Annotated in this window: 18 protein-coding genes; 8 read left to right on the top strand and 10 right to left on the bottom strand. The window is 51.1% G+C overall.

Annotated features, from left to right (window positions below; all coding sequences use genetic code 11):
* Positions 1-58: 58 nt before the first annotated feature.
* Together J2I46_RS28920 and J2I46_RS28925 are read right to left on the bottom strand one after the other, a co-directional pair.
* On the bottom strand, positions 59-1603 hold the full coding sequence (locus J2I46_RS28920) for a YifB family Mg chelatase-like AAA ATPase (RefSeq protein WP_207332588.1): 1545 nt from the start codon (positions 1601-1603) through the stop codon (positions 59-61).
* Positions 1604-1642: 39 nt separating this feature from the next.
* A complete protein-coding gene (locus J2I46_RS28925; RefSeq protein WP_207332589.1) occupies positions 1643-3409 on the bottom strand; it encodes a hypothetical protein in 1767 nt (588 codons plus the stop codon).
* A gap of 577 nt (positions 3410-3986) precedes the next feature.
* On the opposite strand from J2I46_RS28925, the gene J2I46_RS28930 reads away from it, so the two are divergent.
* A complete protein-coding gene (locus J2I46_RS28930; protein ID WP_207332590.1) occupies positions 3987-5510 on the top strand; it encodes a capsule assembly Wzi family protein in 1524 nt (507 codons plus the stop codon).
* 118 nt (positions 5511-5628) lie between these two features.
* Here J2I46_RS28930 and J2I46_RS28935 read toward each other — a convergent pair whose 3' ends face one another.
* Positions 5629-6633: a cation diffusion facilitator family transporter gene (locus J2I46_RS28935; protein WP_229380006.1), complete on the bottom strand. Its 1005-nt coding sequence runs from the start codon at positions 6631-6633 to the stop codon at positions 5629-5631.
* 51 nt (positions 6634-6684) lie between these two features.
* On the opposite strand from J2I46_RS28935, the gene J2I46_RS28940 reads away from it, so the two are divergent.
* Together J2I46_RS28940 and J2I46_RS28945 are read left to right on the top strand one after the other, a co-directional pair.
* The gene (locus J2I46_RS28940; RefSeq protein WP_207332591.1) at positions 6685-7233 is read left to right on the top strand and encodes an NUDIX domain-containing protein; all 549 of its coding nucleotides are present in this window, start codon (positions 6685-6687) and stop codon (positions 7231-7233) included.
* A 109-nt stretch (positions 7234-7342) separates the two neighbouring features.
* Positions 7343-7990 (top strand): LysE family translocator, encoded by a 648-nt coding sequence (locus J2I46_RS28945; RefSeq protein ID WP_207332592.1) that lies wholly within the window; start codon positions 7343-7345, stop codon positions 7988-7990.
* 88 nt (positions 7991-8078) lie between these two features.
* Here J2I46_RS28945 and J2I46_RS28950 read toward each other — a convergent pair whose 3' ends face one another.
* Positions 8079-8240, bottom strand: a complete 162-nt coding sequence (locus J2I46_RS28950) for a hypothetical protein (RefSeq protein ID WP_207332593.1) — start codon at positions 8238-8240, stop codon at positions 8079-8081.
* A gap of 11 nt (positions 8241-8251) precedes the next feature.
* Positions 8252-8488: an adhesin gene (locus J2I46_RS28955; RefSeq protein WP_207332594.1), complete on the bottom strand. Its 237-nt coding sequence runs from the start codon at positions 8486-8488 to the stop codon at positions 8252-8254.
* A 95-nt stretch (positions 8489-8583) separates the two neighbouring features.
* Here J2I46_RS28955 and J2I46_RS28960 point away from each other — a divergent pair, with 95 nt between their 5' ends.
* The gene (locus J2I46_RS28960) at positions 8584-9612 is read left to right on the top strand and encodes a glycoside hydrolase family 130 protein (RefSeq protein WP_207332595.1); all 1029 of its coding nucleotides are present in this window, start codon (positions 8584-8586) and stop codon (positions 9610-9612) included.
* Positions 9613-9754: 142 nt separating this feature from the next.
* Here the strand turns inward: J2I46_RS28960 and J2I46_RS28965 are convergent, their stop codons facing one another.
* Positions 9755-10846, bottom strand: coding sequence for a hypothetical protein (locus tag J2I46_RS28965; RefSeq protein WP_207332596.1), 1092 nt, complete (start codon positions 10844-10846; stop codon positions 9755-9757).
* Positions 10847-11047: 201 nt separating this feature from the next.
* Between J2I46_RS28965 and J2I46_RS28970 the strand changes: the two genes are divergently transcribed.
* Positions 11048-11845 carry an OmpA family protein gene (locus J2I46_RS28970; RefSeq protein ID WP_207332597.1) on the top strand — a complete coding sequence of 266 codons (798 nt, stop codon included), beginning with the start codon at positions 11048-11050 and terminating at the stop codon, positions 11843-11845.
* A 65-nt stretch (positions 11846-11910) separates the two neighbouring features.
* Here J2I46_RS28970 and J2I46_RS28975 read toward each other — a convergent pair whose 3' ends face one another.
* From J2I46_RS28975 to J2I46_RS28990, 4 genes are all read right to left on the bottom strand, one after another.
* The gene (locus J2I46_RS28975) at positions 11911-14676 is read right to left on the bottom strand and encodes a T9SS type A sorting domain-containing protein (protein ID WP_207332598.1); all 2766 of its coding nucleotides are present in this window, start codon (positions 14674-14676) and stop codon (positions 11911-11913) included.
* 196 nt (positions 14677-14872) lie between these two features.
* Positions 14873-15760, bottom strand: a complete 888-nt coding sequence (locus tag J2I46_RS28980; RefSeq protein WP_310589098.1) for a DMT family transporter — start codon at positions 15758-15760, stop codon at positions 14873-14875.
* A 102-nt stretch (positions 15761-15862) separates the two neighbouring features.
* Positions 15863-17911: an NAD(+) synthase gene (nadE, locus tag J2I46_RS28985; RefSeq protein WP_207332599.1), complete on the bottom strand. Its 2049-nt coding sequence runs from the start codon at positions 17909-17911 to the stop codon at positions 15863-15865.
* A 120-nt stretch (positions 17912-18031) separates the two neighbouring features.
* The gene (locus J2I46_RS28990) at positions 18032-18733 is read right to left on the bottom strand and encodes an HAD family hydrolase (protein ID WP_207332600.1); all 702 of its coding nucleotides are present in this window, start codon (positions 18731-18733) and stop codon (positions 18032-18034) included.
* A gap of 327 nt (positions 18734-19060) precedes the next feature.
* Between J2I46_RS28990 and rpoN the strand changes: the two genes are divergently transcribed.
* From rpoN to J2I46_RS29005, 3 genes are all read left to right on the top strand, one after another.
* Entirely contained in the window at positions 19061-20518 is a 1458-nt protein-coding gene (rpoN, locus tag J2I46_RS28995) for an RNA polymerase factor sigma-54 (protein ID WP_207332601.1), read from the top strand.
* Between the two features lie 109 nt (positions 20519-20627).
* A complete protein-coding gene (locus tag J2I46_RS29000) occupies positions 20628-21266 on the top strand; it encodes a hypothetical protein (RefSeq protein WP_310589099.1) in 639 nt (212 codons plus the stop codon).
* Between the two features lie 13 nt (positions 21267-21279).
* Positions 21280-22512 (top strand): helix-turn-helix domain-containing protein, encoded by a 1233-nt coding sequence (locus J2I46_RS29005; protein ID WP_207332602.1) that lies wholly within the window; start codon positions 21280-21282, stop codon positions 22510-22512.
* Positions 22513-22573 lie beyond the last annotated feature (61 nt).

Genomic DNA, 22573 nt, shown 5'->3' on the forward strand with positions numbered 1-22573 from the left:
GACATTTTAGAAAGGCATAATTAGCAAGTTTTCACAAGTTTGAATGGAAATCTACACGCTACTTAGTTCCCCATTTATCTTTATCCAAGCTACGGTATTGAATTGCTTCAGCTAAATGATCGAAGCCAATATTTGTCGAATCAGCTAAGTCAGCGATAGTTCTTGCCACCTTCAATATAGGGTTATAGGCTTTAGGTGACAAACCAAGGCGATCAATAGCTCTCTTAAGTAATGCCTTACTGGCGTCATTAATTATACATACCTCTTGCACCATCTCGGCAGTCATCATCGCATTCTTGTGAATGATGTTTGACCCTTCAAACCGCTTGGATTGCTTTTCACGTGCCTGTATAACTCGCTCTCGGATCTGTTCTGATGATTCAATTTTACGATTAGATGCTGTTGACTCAGAGTTTATAGGGTCAACTTCCACGTGAATGTCAATTCGGTCGTAAAGTGGTCCTGGAACCATGTTCAGGTACTTCTGAATAGATTCGGAAGTACAACTACATCTTTTTTCTAGGTGACTATAAGCTCCACAAGGACAAGAGTTCATGGAAGCAATAAGCATAAAGCTAGCCGGGAGCTCTACAGCTTGGGGTGTTGATGAAATAACCACTTTATGATCGTCCAAAGGCTGTCCAAGCCCTCCTAATACGGTTGGATTAAACTCTGGAAGTTCATCGAGGAATAATACCCCATTGTGTGCCAGAGATACTTCACCAGGCAGAGGTATACTACCACCCCCTACAAAAGCAACGTCACTAATCGAATGGTGTGGATTTCGGTACGGGCGTCTAGCTAACAATGTTGAATTGACGCCCAATTTGCCGGCTATTGAGTGGATTTTAGTCGTTTCCAGCGCTTCCATTAGTGTTAAGGGGGGTAGAATTGAAGAGAGTCGTTTGACTAACATGGTTTTACCTGCTGCAGGTGGACCAATCAAAATGACATTATGCCCCCCAGCAGCGGCAATTTCTAAAGATCGTTTTATCGTCTCATGGCCTTGCACGTGCGAAAAGTCGGCCTCAGGCTCACCAATACTGTGTAAAAACCGGTCCCGTGTGTCCGTTATCAACGGCTCAATAACTCGCTCATTCTGTAAGAATTCTATGGCTTCTGTCAGCGTATCTACACCAATAACATCTAACATGTTGACAATAGAGGCCTCTAGAGCATTTTCAGTGGGTAAAATGAATCCTTTAAACCCTTGACGTCGTGCTTCAATGGCAATAGGAAGTACACCCTTTATTGGACGTAGCTTGCCATCTAGAGCAAGCTCACCTAGGATCACATAATCGTCAAGGTTTTTTTGGTAAGAAAGCTTGCCAGAAGTAGCCATTAAACAAAGTGCAATCGGCAGATCATAGGATGAGCACTCCTTTCGAATGTCAGCGGGGGATAAGTTGATTACCGTTTTCTGATGACTTTGTTGATATCCTCCATTTTGAAGCGCCTCATCAATGCGTTGTAGACTTTCCTTAGCGGCATTCTCGGAAAGACCGAGGACAGAAGTACCAACGCCTTGACTGACACTAACCTCTACAGTTAGTAGCCTTGCATTTACACCATAAACTGCGGCACCGAACGTTTTAGCAAGCATTATATATAGAACAGGGAAAATCTGGATGCTGGTTACTATCTAAAAACGATTGATATATCGTACAAGTCGTTCTGCAACAGCAGACGGACTATCTTTTTTCAAATGGTCAAAGGGCTGTTTTATGATATTGAAGGACGTTAAATCACACTTACTCCAAATGCCTTTGTTGTCCATTAATAAACTGATGGTTTTTGCCATAAGTAAATGATCTATGTTGAATCGGCCAGGTGTATGTAAAAGAACGCGACTGAATCGTTCGCTGGTTCTGGCTTCACAGTCGACCAGATAAAAACCGGTTCCGCCATGAATGATTTTCACAATAGTCAAACGCCGAACTTTAAGTGGTACTTTACTTTTACCTCTTACTGAATTTATTAAACGCCAGTTTTTGACTGATTGATTGGTGCCCAGATAAGCGGGAAATGGGAAATCAATAAAAGAAGGAGAGTACTTCCATTCGTACCAATTATAATATAAACAGTAGAGATTGAACCACCGGAGACACGATACAATGCGTTGTAAAGCAGTGTAATCGGTGTTACCAAGGTCTTGATTGTCTTCTGTGGTTAAAGTAGTAGGCGCAATACCGGTAGTATCTGAAGGAAGACCTGAAGTGGTATAAGTCTCTGTATCAATCGTATATATAGGGACTCGTCCGATTGTTCGCACTTTTTGCTGATCCTTTTGAACACGCTCGGCGGGTGGCACATGGCCAAATCGATCATCGATAGGTATAGGAGTCAGCACGTTGCTGAAGTGGCTATCGGCTGATTCAGTTGAACTTATAGATGCATTAGGGGTTGGATCAGCTGGCTTTTTTAAAGCTGAAGGAGACGCCTTTTTTTCCTCTAATGCATCTTCCGTTTGCTGATTATTGTTATCCCGGTCAAAAAACAGTTTCTCAAAGGGAAAGGGAGCAGTACACAACAATATAGCGTACACTAAGAAGCCATATTCAGGGTTGTCTATGCCTTCTTTCAGACAAATAACTTTGCCTTTAACAGAAAGCGTGGTGGCTCCATTAAAGGGAAATTTTGCGTTTAGATATGGTTTCTTTTTGCTGTAGAACGCGTAACGAATTTGACGTCCAATATCTGTTGCATTCTGTAAGGCTACAGAGCATACGGCTATTCGACCAAGAATAAGACAATCGTTATCGACCGTGCCTTTCCGCATATTGATATAGGCCTCTTTAGTCTCATCATTAATCCTAGTATCAGCCTTTGTGAATAATTGGTCGTCCTGTATCCCGGTACCAATTAGATGTTTTATCACATAGCTTGACCCGCAGTAATAAAACTTCATTAACTCAGAAGGCGGGATAAGTATCTTGGTAATCTTGTGATTTCCGCTTTCGACAGTGAAAAAAGGACTGTCGATAACTAAACAATCTGAATTACAGTGCTCTCCTGAGAATGGGTGGTACTTATATGGCAACTCTACGATAGAATTTACCGGTTTTATCGTAGACATCTCAGCTTGGCGCAGTTTTACCGTCAGATCGTTGAATTTAGAATTGCGAAGCGGTGTACTTACCAGCTTTTTATTTCTCCAAACGCTTCCGACGTTAATAACAACCAGACACTCAATACCTATTGACTTTATCGTTTTCCGTTTTACGAAATTCTGATCGGTCTTTTTTATATAACTAATGATGGTGGGGTCTTTTTCATATCGCTCGTAGTCGATGGCAACCAGATCAACCTCAATCCGGTGATCGCTCTCATAGATCCCCACTGGACCTACCCAAGAGAGTAGCCAATATTCACCATCGTCTGGAAATTCTGTAATTGTATAGTTGTGCATCTTCCCCAAGTTACGGTGGTAAACCTAAACGATTCTCATGTGCTTTTGTAATTTCTTATCTTCTAATGTAATTCACAAGAGCGTATAACAGCGCGCTGGCACCACTAAGGACAGCACTTGCCACCAAATACGCCAGGCAAGCAACAAAAAATGCGGCCGAAGCAGCGCTATTTGCCTGTAATCTGACCTGCCCCATCAACCTGACGTGTTGCCAGGGATCAAAAAATACCAATAAGCTTGCTACGCTGGCGGCTGATCTAGCGTCGGATAAACTGAATGACGAAACGGGCATAATTGCAGCCATATCAGGGGCGCAAACTGCCGCCGACGCTGCCCACAAGTCCTTACAGCAATTCAACAATACATCGTGCCCTTTTGCCAACGCAACCTCCAACTGCGTGACCTCGCGGTTTACGGCAACTACGCTCGAACAGGCGGCCAGAGAACTTCTTAAAGATCTTACTGCCGAACAAAATGTAATTCTTCCTCCCCTATTTGACCAAAGCAGGGCGGCCAACACAGAAAAAAGTAGAGCATCGACTGCGTTAAGCCTGTGTCAGCAAACGAATAACTGCCAATGATTTTAGGGATGCGCTACAGGCAGTTTATCGCCACCAACGTCATTGGCCTGGTGGTAACCGGCCTGTTCAGCCAGGCTGTTCGGGGTCAGGTAGCCCACCCACTTCACGCTCAAATTGAAACGGGGGGCATTACCTCATCTTGCGGCGAAACGCCGTTCTGGTTACGAGTGAATCAGTTTGGAATTATTCCGCAAGCGGCACCCCTGGCTATGGTCCGTGTTCGGGTGTCGAGAACAGACAATGCAGTAGATACTGCAACACACCAGACTAACCGGTTTGGCTGGGGATTTGCGCTGAATCCGGTGCTGAATCTGGGGAGCCGAAACCAGCTTTTACTGCCAGAAGTCTACGTGACCGTGCGCAGTAATACGTTTGAGATGTGGGCCGGACGTCGGCGCGAATTAATCGGATTGGGCGACTCGCTGCTTTCTTCCGGCTTTGTCATTGGCTCTGGAAATGCACTGCCAATCCCTAAAATTCAGTTGGCTACGCGGGGCTACGTACCGCTGAAATTTCTGAAGCGTTTCGTAGCAATCAATGCAGGCTACGCCCACGGCTGGTTTACCAATGCTTACATTCAGGGATCATACCTGCATCAGAAATACCTGTACTGGCGATTTGGTAAACCAAAATCATTCTTGAAAGTACACCTGGGTCTCAACCATCAGGTGCAGTGGGGCGGGCAGGCCGATTATCTGCTAACCTCACCCTATGCGTTGAACGGACGTTTACCGGCTTCCTTTTCATATTATGGCAACATCATCATGGCTACCCGGCCCAACGATATCGAGAATGATGATTATAACAGTTTCGATGGAGCCTACCGGATTGGCAATCACGTTGGCGGGCACGACCTGGGCATCCAATTAACAACCACGCGCGAAACAATACTGCTCTATTTCCAGCACCCGTTCGAGGATGTGTCGGGCCTGCTTTGGCAGAACCTTCCCGACGGACTAATCGGCTTTTCGTGGCGACGACTGGTCATCGACAGATTGGCTGCCGGTCAACTTGATCACTTCGTGCTTGAGTACCTGACCACTCTGGATCAGAGCGGTTCCACATTCTGGGTGCCCAATTCGGCTTATCAGGGAGCCGACAATTATTTCAACCATGCTCAGTACCGTGAAGGATGGAGCTACCATGGCCGGGCAATTGGCACACCATTTATTGCGCCCCAAACCGAACTTCGTTCAGCAATCAATCGGTCCGTTTTTTTCGCCGACAACCGGGTAGAGGTGTATTATGCGGGTGCCGAAGGGCGATTAATAAACAAACTGCGCTGGACAATCAAGCTAGCATACAGTTGGCACTATGGTACGTATGCTGAACAGTTCGATCGTGCGCTGACTCAATATTCGTTTTTGCTATCCACCCGGACAGGACTGGGTAAACTCAGCAAAACTTGGTTGCAAACCGCTATCGCGCTCGACTGCGGAGAGGTGTACCCCAGCACGCTTGGCGCATCCCTGAGTCTGTCACATACTATTTTCGGAAAGACGCGTAGCTCCACAAACTGAAAGTAGCCCACCCAAGGCGCGACATCATTACGGCATATTATTACACGAAGGAGTGCTGGGCTGGTGACTTTTCTGAACTTGCCGTTACACGTACCTGGTTTCCAATACATTATACCCCCTATTCCAAATCCCCCAACGGCACAAAGTGCTTCTGATTCAGCGGCAAATTCTCGGCCGTCCAGACAATATCCCGTACAAATTCGTGGACCCGAACCGGGCAGTTGGCGACCCGACAATAATGACAGCATTCTTCGAGGCAGGGGTCAGCATGGACGAAAATTTCTACTTCGCTGGAAAAACCCTGTTGCAAGGTTTCTTCAAAGCGGTGCACTTCATCGTGGGTATTCAGCAGATCCCAATAGTAGGGTAGTGTCAGGTGGCAATCGATGTGCAGGTCGGCACCGTATTTCTGCACGCGCAGATTATGCACGTCAATCCAGTTTCGATGGCGGTTTTCGGCCAGTACAGTCACCACCTTGTCTATAGTTGGCATATCGGTTTCGTCGAGCAAACGACCAACCGATTCGCGCACCAGCGACCAGCCATTGTAGATGATGAACAACGACAGGGCCAGGGCCAGCACCCGGTCGAGCCACATCCAGCCAGTGAACCAGACAAGCCCAACCCCAACGATTACTACTACACTGCTCACACTATCGACCAGCAGGTGTTTGCCATCGGCAACCAGCGCCAGCGAATCGGCTTGCTTTCCCTGCTTTGTCAGCGCATACCCCATCAGGGCATTGGCGGCCGTTGTAGAGGCAATCAGGGCCAGCCCCCAGCCCAGGTCGGTGAGGGTGGTTGGTTCAAAAAAGCTGACAACCGCTTCATAAATAATCACCAGCCCGGCCGACAGAATCAGGGCTCCCTCAAACCCCGACGAGAGGTACTCCACTTTTCCGTGGCCATACGGATGGTTCAGGTCGCGGGGCTGACCAGCTATATACAGGCTGTAGAGCGCAAAGCCACTGGCAATTACGTTCACGATCGACTCCAGCGCATCGGTAAGAATAGCCGTGGAGTTGGTCAGGAAAAAGGCCGTGAATTTGAGTACCAGCAGAATAGTGCCAACCAGCAGAGAGAGGGCCATCCAGCGGGTTTTGGCATCTTGTAATAGCTTCATAGAGCCCATAAAGATACGGCTAACCGGCCAAATCGTTCGTATTTTCGCCGCATGGACGCAACGCAAAACCCCTGGCAAACGCTCGACTCAGAGGTCAGGTACGAAAATAATTGGCTGTCGATCAGGCACGAAAACGTAATTACGCCCGCCGGTACCCCCGGCATTTATGGCGTAGTCAGTTTCAAAAACAAAGCGGTTGGCGTCATTCCGATCGATGCAGAGGGCTATACGTACCTGGTAGGGCAATACCGGTATGCACTCAATGAATACACCTGGGAAATACCGGAAGGTGGCTGCCCCGTTGGCACGGACATGCTGGAATCGGCCCAGCGCGAGTTGCAGGAAGAAACCGGATTTGTTGCCGCAAAATGGACGAAGATGGCCCGTATTCACACATCGAATTCGGCCACTGACGAAGAAGGCTTCATCTACATTGCCGAAGACCTGACACCCGGCCTGCACGCGCCGGAAGAGACCGAAGATCTGCAGTTACTGAAAACACCCCTGTCTGAAGCCGTGCAGATGGTCATGGATGGCCGAATCACCGACTCAATCAGTATGGCGGGCTTGCTGATGCTAGCCCGTCTGCGCGGCATCTGAAAACAAAAGTGCTCAATTGGCAGTAGCAGTAAACAGTGCAGTTACTGTAGAGGCGAGTACACTAGCTCAATGCTACGCAGGCTGCTACTTGTGCCAACTATACCTTTTTATGTTCTTACCTATTCTCATCGGCTTTCTGACAGGTGTGGCGTTGTGCCTGACCTTCGGAACCGTTTTTTTTGCCCTCATTCAGAACAGCGTCGACAACGGGTACAAGGCTGGGTTGACCATCACACTCGGCGTTGTGCTGGGTGATGCTATCTACGTTACGTTCGCCTTACTGGGTACGTCGATTATTCCCCATTCAACGGCGCTGGAGCCTGTTCTGGCGGCCGTAGGTGTTGTGTTCCTGGTAGCGCTGGGGCTGTTCAATATTATAAAAGGCACCCCACGCATTGCCTACCCCAAAACCAAATTTGGTAATTATGCTTACTACTTTACAACGGGGTTTCTCCTGAATGCGCTGAACCCGATCAACTTCGTGTCGTGGGTTACTATAGCCGCCTATATACGGCACTCGCTCAATTACGACACCACACAACAGGTTGTTTTCATGGTATCAGCGTTACTTGGCGTAGCCGCGGCCGAGTCAGCACTCGCCATTTTTGCGCACAAATTGAAGCGATTTTTCACTCCGAAAGTGGCGCTGGCTTTCAATCGAATCACGGGTGTTGTCTTCATCGTCGTCGCTGCCCGGCTAGCCTGGGTCAAGCTCTACGAACCCGTAACGGCACTGATTCACACAATGACCAATTAACAGCTAACAAATATCAACGTACCCGGCTACCCGAAACTCTGCTCTCTGTTCGGGTAGCCGGGTACGTTGATTTTTGTTAACTGAAAAATTACCGCCCGCCTTCTGCCGGTTCGTTTACCCGGCTTCCGGTTTTTTCTTCGTTGATCTCGGGGTTGTTACGTTCGCCTTGGGCAGAGTCTGCCGACGACTGGGTTTCGCTATCGGGCGCTGTTGAGTTGTCCGTGGCTTGTTTTTCTGCTTCCTCTGGCATCGTTTCGTTACTTAAAGGTCATCATCTTCATCATCAAAGTCATCGCCCCGCAGGTCATCGTCGGGGTCTACTTCGAGTGGCTCCTCTATATCTTCATCGTCGCTTAATTCATCGTCGATGGTATCGCCGTAGCCGCTTGTTGCGCCGGAGCCTTCATCGCCAAATTCAGCATCGTCGTCATCTGGATCTGGATTCATCATCAGTACGTCGTCTTGCTCATCATCGAGCAGGTTTTCGTTGTAAGCCATTGTGTGTGTTGAATAGGTTTCTGAACCACTTAACCGACCGAATCGCGGTTGGTTAGTTAAGCTACTATGAATTGAGCCAACGGGCTTCTACTCCGATGCAAAAATACACGCTCCAACGCTACAGTGACCAACCTGTTTTAACAACAACTGATGTAAAACCCTACGGCGACGGCTTCGAGGTACTGGGTGCATTCAACCCGGCAGCCTGCCGGTTCGGCGATGAAATTCTACTGCTACTTCGGGTAGCCGAAGCACCCAGCCCAGCAGCTGGCCGGTTACACGTACCTATTGTCGAAACGATCAACGGTAATTCAGTACTGACGGTAAAGTCGTTTCCTGAGCCCGAGGGGCCCTACGACCCCCGTGTGGTATCGCTCGACGGGCAAACGTACCTGACATCCCTTAGTCACCTCAGACTGGCACGAAGTCACGATGGTATCCACTTTACGATTGATGAGAAACCGTTTATGTTCCCGGCCCGACCCGATGAGGCGTTTGGGCTGGAAGATGCCCGCATCACCCGGATTGATGATACCTACTGGATCACCTATACGGCCGTATCGGCCAACGGACCCGGCGTAGGCTTAGCCAAAACGACCGATTTCGTCCACGTCGAGCGCGTAGGCATGGTGTTGCCGCCGCCAAATAAGGATGCCTGTCTATTCCCCGAGCGCGTGGACGGCAATCTGGTGATGCTGCATCGGCCTATGGTCTCGGATATTGGTAAACCGTCTGTCTGGATTTGTGAATCGCCGGATGGCATTCACTGGGGCAACCACAGGTACGTCTTCGGCGCCGCCGGGTCGGCCTGGGACTATCTGAAGATTGGGGCGGGCCCTGAACCTGTACGTACCGACGAGGGTTGGCTGGTACTTTACCACGGCGCCAGCGAGCAACACGAATATGCGCTGGCGCTGGCGCTGCTATCCATCAACGACCCCGGCCAACTCCTTGATCGATCAACCGCGCCGCTGCTGACACCCGAACTCATCTGGGAAAGGGAGGGCTTCTTCCCCAACGTTGTTTTCAGCAATGGCTGGGTGAGCAAGGGGCCAAACGAATGGTGGGTATACTATGGAGCGGCCGATTCGGGGGTTGGACTGGCTATTCTGACACGTCATTAGGCTTCGCCGTACTGAATTATCATTTCTTTTATCAGAATGAATGGCTATTAAACGATACCGAAACACACTGATTGCCAAGCAAAAGCCCCCAGTTCGTTGCCGAATCGGGGGCTGACTTTCATAGAGGAAGTAATCCGAAAAGTTAATTCTCTTCAGCAGAAGCCGCTACTAACAGCGGTTCAATGACCGTGTTCAATCGTTCGCGAACGAAGCTCTCCTGCAGGTACGTTGGCAGCTTGGCTACCAGTTGGCGATACCGGTCGATGCCCAGTGCTTTAGCGATGTAGGCTTCGTGAATCGAGTTCACATGCGCCACAATGCTGACCAGACTCTGGTGGAACAGCCGCACATCTACTTCCGAATCGACAAACCGTTCAATCTCCCTCGGCCCACCGTTGGGACTGGCTGAGGAAATACGCAGCCGGCTGAGCATGTCGAAATAGGTCGTGTAGCCAATCTGCCGGGCCAGTACTTTGTACTGTTCAGGGCCAAACTTCTGCAGGATCTCACCCGTACGCGCCGAACGGATAGCCGTTTTCGGATTCTTCTGAACGGCATTGCGTAAAGCTTTTATCCGCTGGTCGCGCGTGGTTTTCAGGAACTGCGCTACTTCAATCTGAGCCGATGTGTTCCGCGATGGCAGATTCAGGTCTAACCGACCCGCTTCAGCCATTCGTTTGGCCATAGGCAGGCGCTGAATACGGTAGCTATTGATGGGGCCAAGCGCGTAATAGCCTACTGAGGCCGGATAATGCCCACGAACAACCATATTACCGATCCGCTTACGGATCAGCTCTTCGTTACTGACATTGATGTTCTGGGTGGCTAAAAAAGCCCGGGCGCTAAACAGAATGCTATAGTACGCCTGCGGGAATGTCCAGTGCAATGAACTTTGCAGGTATTGCTCCGAATCGGCCGACCGATCGTTAAGAACGGGCGTGATTCGCAGGGCGTATTCGGCACTCCAACTGTTCAACAACAACTTCTCTAAGACCGACTGCCGATCGGCCGCCCCGAGGCCGCCAAATTGACGAAAGATCGGAAACTTAGCCAGATCGAACAGGTCGTTCTGATGCTGGATGTGGTAATCCATGGCGAAGAAGTGATTCAAAAACACCTGCGCCGGGATCGACTTTCGCTGGACGTCAGTCCGCCAGTTTTCGTCTACCGGAGCAGGCTGCACGGGCATCTGCGTAGGCATAGAAGCCCTCGACACGTTGGTTGTTTCTCTCATACACTATTAACAAAGAAGGCTACTCACGCGTTCATTTTTCACCCCATTTCGCACGAAGCTAAATCACTATAAATCAATAGTTTATAAACAATTTTCTGGACCTTTTTGTCACTCATTTTCACCACGTATAACAAGTCTTTTTTGTGGTTTATCAGCGGCTTCCACGTACTTTTAGCCTCCATTTCCCGTTGCTTAGGTAGTATGACCATATTCAGTAAAGCAGGCCTTATTCTGGGCTTTTTTTGTAGTACGTTACCTGGGTTTAGCCAAAACGATAAGGCATCGCTTGAAGGGCTTGTACTTGACGCCGCTACCCGGCAACCCATTGCCAGCGCAACCGTCATGGGAGTAATGGTGAACGGCCGAACAGTTCAATCCAAGTTCACGGCCACCGATGGTAGTTTCCGGTTAGAGTTGGGCACCAAAGAGCCGTTCAGAGTGGTGGTTAGAGCGCAGAGCTATGTTCCGTATGAGGAATCAATGAATTTTTCGGATGGCCGGGTTAATCGAAGAACAGGGAAAATAATTCTGCTCAACAAAGCCGTGATGCCCCCTGCGCCTGTAGCGGCGGCAGCATCTTCCCCGAAAAAGGTTTCGATTGCTCCAAAAGCCGACCCGGTGAGCACGCCTGCCAAACCGCCGCTGACCATTACCGATCAGACGATTGAGCTGAAGGCCATCCAGTTTGTACAGAGTACAGCGGATATGGTGCCCGAAGCCCAAACCGACCTTGACCGGGTACTGACCTTCCTGACCCAGAATCCGTCGGTGAGTATTGAAGTAGCCGGGCACACCGATAATCAGGGTGATTTTGATCAGAATGTCACGCTATCCAGACAGCGAGCCGAAACCGTGAAGGCATTTCTTGTCGGCAAAGGCATTGCGGCCAGCCGGATCACGACAAAGGGCTATGGTGGCACCCGGCCGGTGGCAACCAACAACTACGAGAAGAGCCGTCAGCTGAACCGGCGCGTGGAGATGCGAATCATAAAGCCCTGACCGGATAATGGGTATCAGCAATGCAGTAGCTGATACCCATTATCCGGTCAGGGGGTGTTTGCCCGCTAGCGGGCAATCAGAAAACGCTTCGATGCAGCCGCCGTACCTGCTTTGATCTTTGTGATATACATCCCCGGGCGCCAGTTTCCGACGTGCATAACATATTGCTGACGTGCCTCGCTACCAGCCAGGTGCTGTGTGTAGATCAATCGGCCGGCCAGATCAACCACCTCCAGCGTAACGGCATCGGCAGTGGGCATCTGGTACAGGTACGTTACGTAGTCATCGGCCGGGTTAGGTGCCAGTTCCAGTAGTGCGGCCGTCTTCGACTCGTCGGTGTCGGGGCACCAGACAATAGGGTCTGGCTCAGACGATGGCACGCCGAAATCAAACCCTATCGTATTTTTGGGACCGGCCGTTGCGCCTTTCCAGACCGTTGCCAGATTCCCGTCCAATGCCGCCATGAAGCCGTTGCTAGTCGTGCTGGCCCCGCTGCCGAACGGTGTTCCTTTCAGCTTGCGATTGCCCATGTAGAACTCAATTTCGGTTAGTTCACCAAAACAATTCCGGGCGGCAACGTACCTGACATAACGCCACGGCTGATCGGCATTGACAACGAAATCGTTCCAGCCCCGCGCAGGCTCGTGCAGAATGGCCAGGGTAGTCCAGGTGGTGCTGTCCTGCGAGCCCTGTATAAGTCCACTACGACACCGGTCGCTACAGGTTGGGCACGCATCTACCCCAAAATTTACCCGAACCCTCGACACGACCGGTACCGGCCCTGTCTGGTTGCAATTCAGGCCGGGAATCTGCGGACAGTACAGATCGGCAATCGCTTTCATGCCAGCATTACCGGGAAACCGTTTCACCAGGCTATCGGCACGGGGCCAGTCGGCCGCCCCCGACAATGCCGCATCGCCACGAATACAGGCCAGGTTTACGAATTGCCATCCCGTTTCATCAGCGACCTGACGAAGTACAGCGTTTGACTTGCTTTGGCCAGGTAAAAAGGAATTGCGTAAAACAACAACGCCGGTTGTCAGGCCGGTCGACACAACCAGTTTCAGCAGTTCGTCTCTGAACGTGGCGGCGTTGAAGTTGGTCTGACTAACATTTTCTGACAGTGAAATGAGCACCAGATCGGGTTTGTTGCCAGCCCATAGGGCCGCTACTTTATCGGTTACTGCCGTTTTGTACGGAAATGTTTTGCTGGCATACGTCTGCTCCCACTCGTCGAGCCGGAGGCGTTGCACAGACACGTCAGCATTCTGCTCTTTTAGTTTTTCTGTCAGCAGACTCACATAATCGTTGGCACGGCTGGTGGCTGCCATGCCCCAGGGGCCACCCGTCCAGCCAATTGACGGGTCCGGGTTCTTTTCGGTGATCGCATTGCCAACCACCAGTACCCGGCTATATCGGGGTGCCTCCTGCGTTGCCGGAAACAGTATATCATCCTGTTGCAGAAAGTTCACGGGTTGCCCGCCGCTCTGATCAAACGTTGTTCGCCAATCCTTATAAGCCTGACAATCATTAGCATACGAATCTCTGTTGGTGCTACATCCATCGGCATACAAAATACCTGACGTTGTGTAGGTAGCCGTCTGTTTTGGCGGTCTGATAACCGGATTGGTGTTAGTTGTATAGCGTTCAGCCGCTTCTTTGAACGCCTCACGGTCGGCTGGGAAGGTAAAGTCGAAATTGAATACGGTTACGATATGGGTACCGTGTTCGAAACATTCCGTGAACTGTTTAAGTAACTCATCTTTGAAAATCGGATTGTTACGCCGCCCAATGTTGCCTTCAATCTCATTGACGATGAGTTTCCCCGGCGAGTTGCTCCGAATCATATCGGTAGAGAAGCGGTAGTCTGAGAAATGGCCATCGTTCATCTTGATGCCATCCAGACTTTCGCCAAGATCTTTAAAGCTGAACGTACCCCGCCGAACGGTCAATTTATCGTAAACTGAGCCATACTCATGAATCACTTTATAGCGATTGTCTACGTTTTTGATAGCTGCCGACGCTTCATACAGAAATGTTTTCATAGCGCTGTAGCGATACCGATACCAGTCCTGACCAGCTTCCCCTTCAAACGCACTCTTCCAGGTGCCGCTGGGCGCCTTGGGGCGAATCTCATCAAAGCTGTTACTAGGCTGTCCGTCGCCCCTCCAGGCGGCTTTCAACCGGCTGATCGACCCTCTGTATTTTGATTTCAGCCAGGTACGGTAGCCACGTACCATGGGCTCAGAGTAATCATACAACCGCTCAAAATCACCTTCCAAACCCCGTGTCGTGTACATTGGATAGGCAAATTCAGCCCCAACCGTAGTCACGGTTATAAAGAGCAATTCATTCGAATCCAGCAGATAGCGGTAGCGCTCAGCCGCACGGGTGGCAAATGACGTTGCCTTATCAATGGTAGCTGGGGCGGCATAGCTGGTCAGCACCCGGAACGTACCTTTTTCCTGATACAGGCCATCAAACTGCTGGAATACCCTGAGATTCTGCCCAAACTGGTTGAAACCCTGCATCCGGTCGGCGGCATCCCATCCATTCATACCGTCAGACAAGTCATCACCCGGGAACGATGGCACATCGAATCGTTGGTTATCGACCCAGAGCCGAATGGCCACCTTCATGCCGTTGCGGCGCGCCGCAGCAATCTGATCGTCATACTGCTTCCAGGGGTTCGGGTTATCTTTATACCAGTTGTTAACTGTACTCCAGAGCATGGTAACCAGAACGGCATTTCCCCCATTGGCTTTGGCCTGATTGATTGTTCCGATACCATCGTCACCATTACCGATATAGTTACTGATGAGCGTAAGCATTACATAACGCTGGTTGTCCTGAGCTGACACCCAAATGGTCATCATACAGAACAACGATAGTAGCAAGGTTCGATAAAGTCGCTTCATAACTGACTAATTGATAGATTTAACGATGAATAAAGGTAGCACGTCAGGTACGTTCCTGCGCGGTTTCCTATGCCCGTAACGAACGTATTCGTTTCATCATATACATAAATTAGTTTGTTGCCACGCTGGTCTGCCGCCCCAGACCCAGACCAGCCACAACCAATATAGTGCCTACCACAGTGTAGGTGGTTATAGGCTCGCCGAGGAGGACCGAGGAGTAAGCGAATCCGAAGATTGGGCATAGAAAAAGCCACATCGAGGCTTTTACGGCATCGGCACGAACCAGCCGGAACCACAATTGCAAAGCGACGACCGACACTGGAATGATGAGCCAACTCACTGATGCCCAGAATCGCCCGTCGAAGGTTGACGCGCTGATGTCGGTCGTAAGCAAGGTTACGGGCAGGATGAGAACCCCGCCGATAAGCACCTGCCAGCCGTTGATCACCAGGTTAGGCAGCCGCCACTCGTAACGGGCATAATAAACCGTTGCCGCAGATATCGACAGCATACTGACCAGCAAAATCAGCAATCCTTCCACGGTGGCGTAAGCTTGACCCAGCAACGGATAGGCCGCTACACAGACGCCCAGCAACCCAAGCAATAGCCCGGCCACTTCGCGCCAGCGTAAGGGTCGCCGCAGAAAAATAGCCGACATCATACTGATAAACAACGGATTAGTGGCCGTAGACAAGCTGCCAATACCGGCCGACACCTGCTTGAGAGCCAGAACAAAAAGCCCCAGGTAAATGGTTGTATTCAACGCAGCGAAGATGGTAAGCCGTTTCCATTCTACGCCCGATGGCATGGGGTTACCCTTCTGGAACACGTAGGCAACCAGCAGCATACTACTTCCCGCAATGAGGAAGCGAACCGTGGCCAGCACCAGTGGCGCCGCCGATTGTACACCAAATTTCGTGGCCACCGACGCCGACGCCCACAGCATGGCAAACAGCAGGCCCGGCACAACCAGGCTGGAACGGGGGGATGAATTCACAACAACAGAAGGGGACCAGTCATTATGCTACGCGGTCATTCATGGAAAACGAGCAATGACAATCAATGACTACTTAATGATCGCACAGCGTAATAGCCTACATTAAAAACCAATCTTGCCTTTCCGGGCACTTTTGCCGGTTTGTTCATTGGCCCATTCGCGCATGTAGGCTAGTTCTTTCTCGAAACCGCCCGACAGGATCGGGAAGCGCATCCAGGTACGTGGGTCGAGGCTGTGGTCGTCGAGGTGGAAGCTGGGGGCGTAGCGTTCGCGTTTCCACTGGTTGCGGCTCCAGAGCTTGAAGAACCGCTCGACCCACATCAGCAGGTTCTCGCGGCTGTGCTGCCCTGCAAACGTTGCCTCGATCAGTTTAAACACGTCTACCGGTGCCTGCTTATCCCGGATACCGGCGTTCTCGATCTCGTTCAGCACGTCGTAAGGCATCAGATCGCTTTCGTCGGTCTGGTTTCGGTCGAGCGGGCGTAACTCGGCGGTGGGTTGCAGGTTATTCACGCGGTTCAGGCCGGTTAGTTTAATGCGCGCATCCGGGCTTGGCGTATTGACCACGTTCAAGCCTTCTGTTTCGAGCCAGCGCAGCCAGCCCCGCAGAAAATGCTTGTCGATACCGGTGATGGGCGAAATACTGCCTGCCGTGTCGCCATCCATTGTGGCATAGCCAACGGCGGCTTCTGACCGGTTCGACGTACTGAGCAAGAGGGCATTTTTCAAGTTAGCCAGCATCCAGACGCCCGGTGCACGCACCCGCGCCTGAATATTTTGCAGGGCCAGGTCATCCGTGTCCCACAACAGTTTACGGCCAATCTGCCCTTCGATCAGGCCCGTATACGTATCCACCAGCCCGTCGATATTGATGTTCATGAACGTAGCACCCAGACTCTCGGCCAGCTCTTTGGCCGAGTTGAACGTATCGTCTGATGAGTTGGAGGTACCCTGGTAAATCGTGGTCAGCAGTTTACCCACCATCGCTTCGGCGCTGTCGCAATCCTGCACCGCTTTCAGGTGGTGCAGTTTTCTCTTTACACCATCGAGGCCAATGTTTTCGACCGCCATACGCACCATCAGGTATACCGTAGCGGCAATGGCCGACGAATCGGCCCCACCCGAGAGACTGAGGACATACCCTTGTGACCGGCTTTTTCGAAGGTAATCGAACAGGCCAAGCGCCACGGCGCGGGCAAATTCTTCTTCTTTAATGCTGCCAAATCGCTCCCAGGGTTCCAGTTCTGCCCGTTGCACCACCGGGCTTATCTCCGGCCAGTTGAAGCGATCAGTTACGCGCAGGTTAGGCAGAGCAAAGGCCAGGTTTCCCCGGTTCTGCGTCTGGTTAAGCCGTGTCATGTCCACGTCCACTACTGCTGGTACAATGTGCATATCCTCATAGCTCAGACGAGGGCCCGATACCAGCAGTTCACCGTTGGAAGCCACCATGGCGTCGCCGTCGTAAATAGCCCGGCCCGCCTCGTTGCCCAACAGGTTGGTATACACGTAGCTAACACCAAACGACCGCGACGCATCAACCACCAGCCGTTCGCGGGTGACCGATTTACCAAACGCAAAATGGCTCGCCGACGGGTTCAGAATAATGTCAACGCCGCGTTCATACAGCGCCCGGCCCGGCCGATTGGCAATCCAGGCATCTTCACAGATCTCGAAACCTACCCGAACGCCAGACAAATCGAATACGATGTCGCCAAAGGGGTAGTTAAACTCGCCGATGTGGGTTTCATCGCGTACGCCCACCGTCCAGGGCTGAAACCAGCGTGGTTCGTAATGAATGCCGTTACCGGGTAAGTACTGCTTGGCTACAAAACCCAGAATACGCTTGTTGACGATGAAGCAGGCTACGTTGAACGTGCGGTTGTTGTGGCGCATGGGTAATCCCACCGACACCGCGATATCGGCCGTATGCCCCACAATATCGAGTAGCGACGCAACAGACTGATCAATGGTATTCTGCGCGTAGAACATGTCTTCGCAGTTGTAGCCGGAGATGCAGAGTTCGGGTAAACAGAGCAGACTTACCCCTTGTTGGCGGGCTGCCTCAATGGCATTGATAATATTTTGCTGGTTGTGGTCCCAATCCAGCGGGGTCTGGTTCAGCACCCCAGCGGCTACTTTTATCAGTTTCATTCAGCGAAAGAGTGACAGAGCGATAGTGCGAACGAGTGACAGACGTACACTTACGCTAACCCATGTATGCGCACAAGGTGAACAAAGATGCATGAAAATAGATTGACGGCGATTGCTACGTTACTCCAGCAGGGCGCAGATATCGGGGGCAGTATGGCCTGGGTACGTTGTTTTGTTGCCTGCGGTTACCAGCAACGTACCCAGGCCGAGGGCTTCGGCACCGGCCATGTCGCGCTCGGGACTATCGCCGATAAACAGGACTCGGTGGGGCGGGCAATCGAACTGGTCGAGGGCCTTTTGGAACAGCTTCGGCGATGGCTTGATCAGATTGTGGTCGGAAGAGAAAACCAGCGTGTCGAACAAATGATGAATGTGGCAACGCCGGAACGACCGCACAAACAGCGCCTTCTCTGACCAGAGGTTACTGACCAACCCCAGCCGATGCGTTTTGGCCAGTTTGTGCAGGGCATGGCAGTGGCTGTCAGGTACGTGTCCGAGTTCGTGATGGGCAAACACATTATGCAGTCGGGGAGCATCGGTTTGAGGGAGGCCCAACGTCTCCAGCGTTTCGGCCACATAGAGGCTGGCAGGCCGGAAATTCTCGTGGTAGGCCGGGTCTGCGTAATGCTCGTTCATGGTATCATATACCTGCTGAATAACCCATTGTACCTCACTATCAGAATGATAGGTACCGCCTAATTTCCGGTAAGTCTGGGCATAGGCCTGTTCATCAGAAAACCGGTTGCCGCCAAACATAAGGGTGTCCATCAGGTCGAGCAGGATCACATCGAACCGGTCTATAAAGCGCTCAGAAGAAGTCATATCATCTCTAACCCGAAACAGCCGCTTAGGTTACCGGCGATGAGCAAAGCGTCCGTACGCTTTATTTAAACAAACATAGTGTCATTTTAGCATTACAAACTTTTTTCCTGCTCAGCCTAACGTGGATTAGAGCTGCTCTTTCCTCAAAAACAATCAGTTACAACGTACCCTGTCAACGGCGTATTATCCGGGCTCCGAAATTTTTCTTGACAGTACCAACAAAACAGGGCTAAATTGGTCTGATAATTGAGGGGCCGCTCTTTACCCAAGCATCTTTTATGCTTAGCTCGCTTATCTAACCCACTCCGCTTCGGCACAACTTTACGTATGCAGAAACTTAGCCTAAGCCAGTCACTACAACAGAAACTGTCGCCACAGCAGATACAGTTTATCAAGTTGCTGCAGATACCGACGGCTGAACTGGAAACTCGTATTGAGGAAGAGTTGGAAATCAATCCAGCCCTTGAAGAGGGAATGGACGAAGAGTACGACACAAAAGACGAATTTGATGAGAGCGGAGAATATGAGGATAAAGACGACTACACAGACCGAAGCGACGATCTAGACATTGATGGCTATCTGGCCAACGATGAGTTTGCGGGGTATAAAATGCAGGGCGACGGTTCGTATAATGAAGAAGACCGCGAGATGCCCATTGCCACGATGTCGAGCCTGATGGATTCGATGATGCAGCAGTTTGGGTACCTCCGCCTCACTGACGATCAGAAGGCAATTGGCCTGCAGCTACTGGGTAGCATTGAGAACGACGGCTACATCCGCCGGTCGTTACAGGCGATCGTGAATGACATGGCCTTTTCGCAAAACATCTTTGTTGATGCCGACGAAGTGGAAGAGGTACTGCACAAGATTCAGACGTTTGACCCACCGGGCATTGCCGCCCGCGATCTGCAGGAATGCCTGCTGCTGCAGCTACGCCGCAAAGATTCGTCAGATCCGTATGTACAATTGGCTATTCGGATCATCACTGAGTTTTTTGAAGAATTCTCTAAGAAACATTACGACAAAATTCAGCGGCGACTTAATGTGAGTGACGAAGCCCTGAAGCGGGTAGTCGAGATCATCATTAAACTGAATCCGAAGCCAGGCTCAGTTGAAGGCGACGACAACACCGTACAATACCTGATGCCTGATTTCCTGCTGACCAACAACGGCGGGAAACTGGAGCTAACACTAAACTCACGCAACGCACCGGAACTGAAAATCAGCCGGTCGTTTGCCGATATGCTCGATACCTACGATAAGAGCAACAAAACCAACAAAAGCCTGAAAGAGACCGTCAGTTTCGTGAAACAGAAGCTCGACGCGGCCAAGTGGTTTATCGACGCCATCAAACAGCGGCAGCAAACCCTGTTGAAAACCATGAACGCCATTGTTCGGTATCAGTATGATTTCTTCCTGACCGGCGATGAGAACAAGCTGCGGCCAATGATCCTGAAAGACATTGCTCAGATGATCGACATGGACGTATCGACGATTTCGCGGGTGGCCAATAGCAAAGCCGTTCAGACTGAGTTTGGCATCTACCCCCTGAAGTACTTCTTTTCGGAAGGAATTGCGACTGATTCGGGCGAGGACGTCAGCAGCCGCGAGGTGAAGAACATCCTCAAAGATATGATCGACACCGAACCGAAAGTCAATCCGCTGTCGGATGATAAGCTCGAAAAAATGCTGAACGACAAGGGTTACAATATTGCCCGCCGCACGGTGGCCAAATACCGCGAACAACTAAATATTCCCGTGGCCCGGCTGAGGAAACAGCTTTGAGGAGTTTTCTGTTTACTGTTCACTGTCTTCTGCTGCTCCGCCGCTCAGAAGTGTGTTGTTAACTTAGCGGAGCAACAGAAGACAGTGAACAGTAAACAGAAAACTCATTTTGCATCCCCGTCTCGCTTACTTCCTGTCTGTTATTTTTCATCCGTTGCTGATGCCCACGTGGCTCATCGGGCTTTTGCTCTTTATTGCTCCCGCCCGCCTCAACGTTGATACCTACTCGCCTGATCTCCGGGTCAGTCTGCTCGTGCTGGTCTTCATCGGTACGTTTGCCGTTCCGAGCCTGCTTATCTATTATTTATACCGGTCGGGTGTTCTCACCGATCTGACTATGCCCGATCGTACCGATCGGCGGCTCCCCTACCTGCTCTCCGGCATTGTGTATCTGGTGGTAACGTACCTGTTCGCGTTCAGGATGAGCCTGTTTTCAGAAACGTCGCCGGAAGTAGCCATTATCCTGGGGAGCATTACCCTGTCTATTCTGCTTGTGGGGCTGATCAATACTGTCTGGAAAATCAGCGCACATGCCGTAGGCATCGGCGGCGTACTGGGCACCGTCATGCTGATGCTGGCGAAGCATGGCGACACCGAGCTATTCGTGCCGTTTGTGATCCTCATCGCTCTGAGTGGCTTACTTGCCACCGCCCGGCTTCAACTCAATGCCCATACCCTCGGTCAGGTAAGCGCCGGCCTGGGCCTGGGCGTACTCGTGAGCGGACTCGCCGTTTTTTGGCTCGTTTAGGTAAGTTTGTGGTATGCGCCTTATACCGCCCCATCTCGATCTGTTTGGCCTGATTATCTTGCTTGGCGTAGCCCAGGGCTTGTTTCTTGGCCTCTTTTTTCTGACCGGCAACCGGGGAAGGAACGTGGCCAACCGTTGCCTTGGCTGGCTGATGCTCGGCACTTCAGCCGTTATTGGCGAAATCTTTCTGGGTTACAGCAATTATATGTTTCAGCTGTTGCCCTGGGTCGACTTTTCGGAGCCACTCAACTTTGCAATGGGCCCGCTATTCTTCCTCTATGTCTTTTCGCGCATTCGGGGTCGATTACCTGACCAGTGGGGCTGGCATCTGCTACCAACGATACTCTGGGCGGTTAATGCCATTACCTGGCTTTACCAGCCGGTTGAGCTGAAGTACAACAATTACCTCGAGGCCTGGCATCCAGAACTGGCGCTCGTTCAGGAACCGGCCGCCTACCTGCCCGAAGATTTTTTCCACCTGCGGCGTTACATTGATGAGCTGACCCTCAGTAGCTGCCTGCTATACAACCTATTGGCAATCAGGCATATCAAACGCGCTTTTCGCCAGTCAGGGCATCCATTTTGGGGAGGCATTCCTACTGTGCTGGTTCGGCTACGGAATCTGACGCTTTTGTTCACCTTGCTGCCTGTGCTAATCCTCCTGGTTAAACCACAATACCATGAAGATCTGGGCGATTTCCTGCTGGCCTGTTACCTGACAGGGGTGATCTACGTCACCAGTTTTCTGGTCATGAGCGGCTCCGATTTCTTCAGGGAGAACGTACCTGAGCAGGTACTCGATCTGCCCCCGGGCGGCCCTGGCAACGTACCAGAAATGGATGTTCCTGACGAGCCCAGAAAGAAATACGAGAAGTCGTCGCTGTCGGAAGAGGTTGAGGATGCCGTACTTCGGAAACTGGATCAGCTTCTGATTACTGAAAAACCTCACCTGCAAACCGATATGTCGCTACCGAAACTGGCGGCTCAACTCGGCACCAGCCCACATCACCTGTCGCAGTTACTCAACGACCGGCTTGGCCAGCGCTTCTTCGACTGGCTGGCGACCTACCGCGTTGCCGAGGCGCAACAGCTTCTGCGCAATGCCAATACGGCTTACCTGAAAATCGACGAGATCGCCGAACGCGTTGGTTATAACTCACCGTCGGCATTCCACACCGCTTTCAAGCGGATTACCAATCAAACGCCAGCCCAGTACCGCGATGCGGCGCAAACCGAGCGTAATTAATGTGTGGCCATACCTTCGTCCCGACCGGGACGAACTTCGAGACGATGGGCAAATAGGGCTT

The organism is Fibrella forsythiae, assembly GCF_017353175.1.
Lineage (GTDB): Bacteria > Bacteroidota > Bacteroidia > Cytophagales > Spirosomataceae > Fibrella > Fibrella forsythiae.

Excerpts from the sequence above, each read along its gene's own strand:
- rpoN (WP_207332601.1), top strand. The coding sequence starts at position 19,061 with ATGCAGAAACTTAGCCTAAGCCAGTCACTACAACAGAAACTGTCGCCA.
- J2I46_RS28925 (WP_207332589.1), bottom strand. The coding sequence starts at position 3,409 with ATGCACAACTATACAATTACAGAATTTCCAGACGATGGTGAATATTGG.
- J2I46_RS28970 (WP_207332597.1), top strand. The coding sequence starts at position 11,048 with ATGACCATATTCAGTAAAGCAGGCCTTATTCTGGGCTTTTTTTGTAGT.
- J2I46_RS28930 (WP_207332590.1), top strand. The coding sequence starts at position 3,987 with ATGATTTTAGGGATGCGCTACAGGCAGTTTATCGCCACCAACGTCATT.
- J2I46_RS28945 (WP_207332592.1), top strand. The coding sequence starts at position 7,343 with ATGTTCTTACCTATTCTCATCGGCTTTCTGACAGGTGTGGCGTTGTGC.
- nadE (WP_207332599.1), bottom strand. The coding sequence starts at position 17,911 with ATGAAACTGATAAAAGTAGCCGCTGGGGTGCTGAACCAGACCCCGCTG.
- J2I46_RS28975 (WP_207332598.1), bottom strand. The coding sequence starts at position 14,676 with ATGCTTACGCTCATCAGTAACTATATCGGTAATGGTGACGATGGTATC.
- J2I46_RS28950 (WP_207332593.1), bottom strand. The coding sequence starts at position 8,240 with ATGCCAGAGGAAGCAGAAAAACAAGCCACGGACAACTCAACAGCGCCC.
- J2I46_RS28960 (WP_207332595.1), top strand. The coding sequence starts at position 8,584 with ATGCAAAAATACACGCTCCAACGCTACAGTGACCAACCTGTTTTAACA.
- J2I46_RS28965 (WP_207332596.1), bottom strand. The coding sequence starts at position 10,846 with ATGAGAGAAACAACCAACGTGTCGAGGGCTTCTATGCCTACGCAGATG.
- J2I46_RS28955 (WP_207332594.1), bottom strand. The coding sequence starts at position 8,488 with ATGGCTTACAACGAAAACCTGCTCGATGATGAGCAAGACGACGTACTG.
- J2I46_RS29005 (WP_207332602.1), top strand. The coding sequence starts at position 21,280 with ATGCGCCTTATACCGCCCCATCTCGATCTGTTTGGCCTGATTATCTTG.
- J2I46_RS28990 (WP_207332600.1), bottom strand. The coding sequence starts at position 18,733 with ATGACTTCTTCTGAGCGCTTTATAGACCGGTTCGATGTGATCCTGCTC.
- J2I46_RS28935 (WP_229380006.1), bottom strand. The coding sequence starts at position 6,633 with ATGAAGCTATTACAAGATGCCAAAACCCGCTGGATGGCCCTCTCTCTG.
- J2I46_RS28920 (WP_207332588.1), bottom strand. The coding sequence starts at position 1,603 with ATGCTTGCTAAAACGTTCGGTGCCGCAGTTTATGGTGTAAATGCAAGG.
- J2I46_RS28940 (WP_207332591.1), top strand. The coding sequence starts at position 6,685 with ATGGACGCAACGCAAAACCCCTGGCAAACGCTCGACTCAGAGGTCAGG.